The 3,862-nt window shown below is 30.5% G+C and carries 3 protein-coding genes; 2 read left to right on the top strand and 1 reads right to left on the bottom strand.

The window, feature by feature from the left end; all coding sequences use genetic code 11:
• Positions 1–340: 340 nt before the first annotated feature.
• Positions 341–880, top strand: a complete 540-nt coding sequence (locus ACFIO3_RS09755) for a helix-turn-helix domain-containing protein (protein WP_375608225.1) — start codon at positions 341–343, stop codon at positions 878–880.
• Between the two features lie 387 nt (positions 881–1,267).
• Positions 1,268–1,447, top strand: a complete 180-nt coding sequence (locus tag ACFIO3_RS09760) for a YegP family protein (RefSeq protein ID WP_375608224.1) — start codon at positions 1,268–1,270, stop codon at positions 1,445–1,447.
• A gap of 777 nt (positions 1,448–2,224) precedes the next feature.
• On the opposite strand, the gene ACFIO3_RS09765 is transcribed toward ACFIO3_RS09760, so the two are convergent.
• Positions 2,225–2,536 carry a hypothetical protein gene (locus ACFIO3_RS09765; protein ID WP_375608223.1) on the bottom strand — a complete coding sequence of 104 codons (312 nt, stop codon included), beginning with the start codon at positions 2,534–2,536 and terminating at the stop codon, positions 2,225–2,227.
• Between the last annotated feature and the right edge of the window lie 1,326 nt (positions 2,537–3,862).

A 3,862-nucleotide genomic window follows, 5' to 3' on the forward strand; every position in this document is an offset into this window, starting at 1 on the left:
TGATCATTCCTCAAAGTTTATTTTCTAATTCAACTACAGCACACACAGTATAAATCCAAAGCTTGCATCTCTTTAAAATTGCATTTATTAATGCAGAGGTGTATAGAATATATATGGTAAAGTTACATGAGAATTTTCTCAAAAAAACAAGAGACAGAATGCAGTAAACACAAAATTTTGTTTTGAAATAAATATTAGTCCTCAATACAATAAATTAAAAATAAAAAAATAAAGAGAAATTAAAACTATAATATTGACATTACATCATAGAATATTAATACATAGTGTGCTTTTATTAATCAAAATTTATACCATGATGATTTACTGAGGGAGATAATTCGTGGCACGTCCTGAAACTGAATCAAAAACTATATTTGGAAAACGTTTACGTTATGTACGTCTTGCTTTAGGCGATCCATCACGTGAAACCTTAGCGAAAAGTTTTAGCATGACAAAAAATTCCATTGCTTTTTACGAGCGTGGAGAGAGAGAACCCAATCTTAGTGTCTTACAAACATACCGCACGTTGTATGGTGTCAATATTAATTGGCTTTTAACTGGACAAGGAAAAATGTTTGATGCCGAATACACAAAGGGTGATTTTGACTGGAATTATTTTATTAAAAAAATTGAAGGGCTTGAAGAAACAATTGCCAATAATGATCATAATGAAAAACTAAATCGAGAGAAAATCGATAGCTCTTATGAAAAATTGCAGCAATATTTATCAAAGCAAGGTATATCAAATGGACTAACCCCTAAAACGGCAATCTCTTTGATTGATATGAAAGCCAAAATGGCCAATTCTTATACTCTTAGTTTATTTATTGATTTACTCATTCGCAGCGTATCCCAAAAAGAGGTTATAGCAAACCAATAAACGTCTATTTTAAAAGAGAAAAAAGAAACGATTAAACTCTACCAGTGTGGAGAACAGTTTTTTATTGTGTCCATGCTGGTGGAATTTTGTATTCTCTATAAACTTTGTTTCTGTAATGATAGTAAAAATATTCGCATTATAAATGAATATATAGTGTCATTAAATTAAAAAAAATAATTTTATAGTATAAAATTCTCATTCATATCTTATTGACAAGAAATTTTTTCTTGTTAAAAGAATAATAGCTCTCATAGAAGATTTTTTTAGGTCAGAAAATTTAAGGGGCATATATTGACGACTTCCTATAGAGACATAGATTAATGTTCATAAACGGATTAGTTGAGTATTTATCCTGAAAATTATCAGCTATTTTATGAGGTGGGAAGCATGTATTTTGAAGTGTTTCAAGGAGTTCACAATCAATGGTACTGGCGTTTAATCTCGGGAGATGCACAAAAAATTGCTTTTTCAAGTAAAGGTTATCCAACAAAACAAGATATTCTTATGAATATTGAACAAATCAAAGAAATTACGCATAAGGCTCTTATCAGAGAATTGCAGTCCTGACATTCTTTACCATTAAGATAAGCATTTATTTTATATAATGGAGTTTTGAGTTATTTTGGTGATGAATGAAAAGTAACTGATTTTATCTCAATGAAAGAGAGCTTTTGTCTTATTTTTAACACGCGCAAATAACAGTAAATTTTTGCAGGTTGTATGTTTGTTTTCAAACATAATCAGATCTTTATAGCATCTATCAAGAGCCCCCCTCAAATTTTGTATTTTTCATAAAAAGCAAATGCACATGAAGATAAGATAAATCATAAATTAGGAATATGATTGCTCTCGCAGAGATTAATATCTTTTACGTTCATCTTCCTATTCTGTGTCCGATAGCATAACTGGCTTATCCACTTCATCTTCATAAAAAGAAAATATCTCTTTCTTTCTATTATCATGCAATTTTTATGCCTATTGGTTGAAGCTATCATAATATTTTTATATCCCAACACCTAAAAAGAACATACAAAATCGCTTTCAGTAATAATATAATATCACCACAACAATTGTTGAATCTTATATACAGATTTTTTTAATAACCTAGCATATCTATAAATCAGTGCATTATCATAAAATTTTATTTTATGATCAATGATACTCTATCTTATAAAATTAAATCTTTTCATAAGTCAGAGTAAACTTGAATATTTTGTTTCAATACAATTTCCCCACCAGCACTGTCATTTACTTCATTAAAGTTTATCTCTCTCATCACTCCAGTCTTTCTAAGACATTTTCAAAACCTTTAATGCATAAATTCGATACAAAAAATGAATATAGTTACTCTTTATCATTTTTAGATTGAAGTTCTTTTTGATATTTCTTTTCATTTTCTTCATATCGTTTAATTTGTTTTTTCAATTTTTCAATCGTTTGATCGCGTCTTTTAATCACCATATTCTGCTCTCTAATAGCTCTATTTCGTTCTTCAGTCATCTTCATAGAATCTCTTAAAAACTCATGCTTTATCCTTCTGGACTCCTCTTTTAAAGCTTTAACTTGACTACGATAATATAAAGAAAACCGAAATATAACTCCGCTGAACAACAAAACAACAACCATTGCTCCCCATAAAATTTCGTTTACACCCATTTAGATCTCCTTTAATTTCCGCTCAAGTAATCATCTTGACCAATTTCTTTGTTGCATCCTCAATCAAAAAAAGAATGCAATAAACCGGCATGTTCTAAGTGCGAACAATCACTCTCGGCATTCTTATTTTCTCTATTAAAACATTGATAAATGATGTAAAAATCACTCTGAAAGTGGCTAAATCCACACGCTCACACCAATTATTTGCGACATATTTATTGACACAAAATATATAAAATAAGGAATTTCAAACAAAACGAACGATGCAATAAAATCAACACATGCCTTCCTCAAACACTCCTATCTTCCTCTTGTACACCATGTGAAATTCTGCTACGTGTAGGTTCTTTTTCTTACAAAAATCTGCAGGGTTAAAAGCACAGCATTTCTGTAAAATTTGGCCCTCTTGTAAATCTTTACATCACGACAAACTAAAGCGTTTTCATAAACTCTAACCTTTCTATAATCACGAGCATCACCATAAACTTGAAAACATTGAACATTCAAAACTTGATCAAAAAAGAGCGCATTAGTTTAAACATATACATCTCCATTCACATGTAAATAATTATAAAACCTCCCCTTTCATAAACACGCGAATTCTTGCATCCCCCTACACAACCATATATTAACGTATTGTTATAAATAACAATATCCTTGTAAAGACAGACTTCATTATAACCGCAACATCATAAAAAATACATTCATTCTCATAAAACACATTGATCGAGTATATCCATCCTACCAAACCACCACCTTTGTGAATCAGATTATCTTCATGTTCAATAAAATACCTAAGATCACCTTTTTTGATATTTCCCAAATTTCTTAACGCACACACGCGATATACTAACTGATAGTGATCTAATTTATTACAATAAAGGAAAAATCAGCATTCTTTGCTTATGAATTTATATTTTTTTCTACAGCCATTACCCTATCTCTTAAGGCTCTAAAGCTTCATTATAGTCACATACCGCCTCAATGCAGAATTTTTTTACAAATGCTGATATCGGAGTATATCTTGATTTATCATATCGCTGCGTATACTATTATGATAAAATCTCATGAGTATGTGAGAGTGTATTACCGTTTTCGGTATACGCACTGATTTTGTCACATCGTCACAACCGTATAACTAAGCAACCATTTTTTATTGATTCGAATCTGAAAGTGTATGGAGACATTTTGTTATTAGTTAAAAACAACTCTATATGCCTCATAAGCGAAGAGCTCTGCATGGATATTCTCACGCTCCTTGTATCATATATTCTGGATTCGCAACGCAATATTAACGCTATAGCGTAAATATGTAAAGGTCTAAAA

The organism is Bartonella sp. AD328YNZD (assembly GCF_042196425.1).

Excerpts from the sequence above, each read along its gene's own strand:
- ACFIO3_RS09760 (WP_375608224.1), top strand. The coding sequence starts at position 1,268 with ATGTATTTTGAAGTGTTTCAAGGAGTTCACAATCAATGGTACTGGCGT.
- ACFIO3_RS09765 (WP_375608223.1), bottom strand. The coding sequence starts at position 2,536 with ATGGGTGTAAACGAAATTTTATGGGGAGCAATGGTTGTTGTTTTGTTG.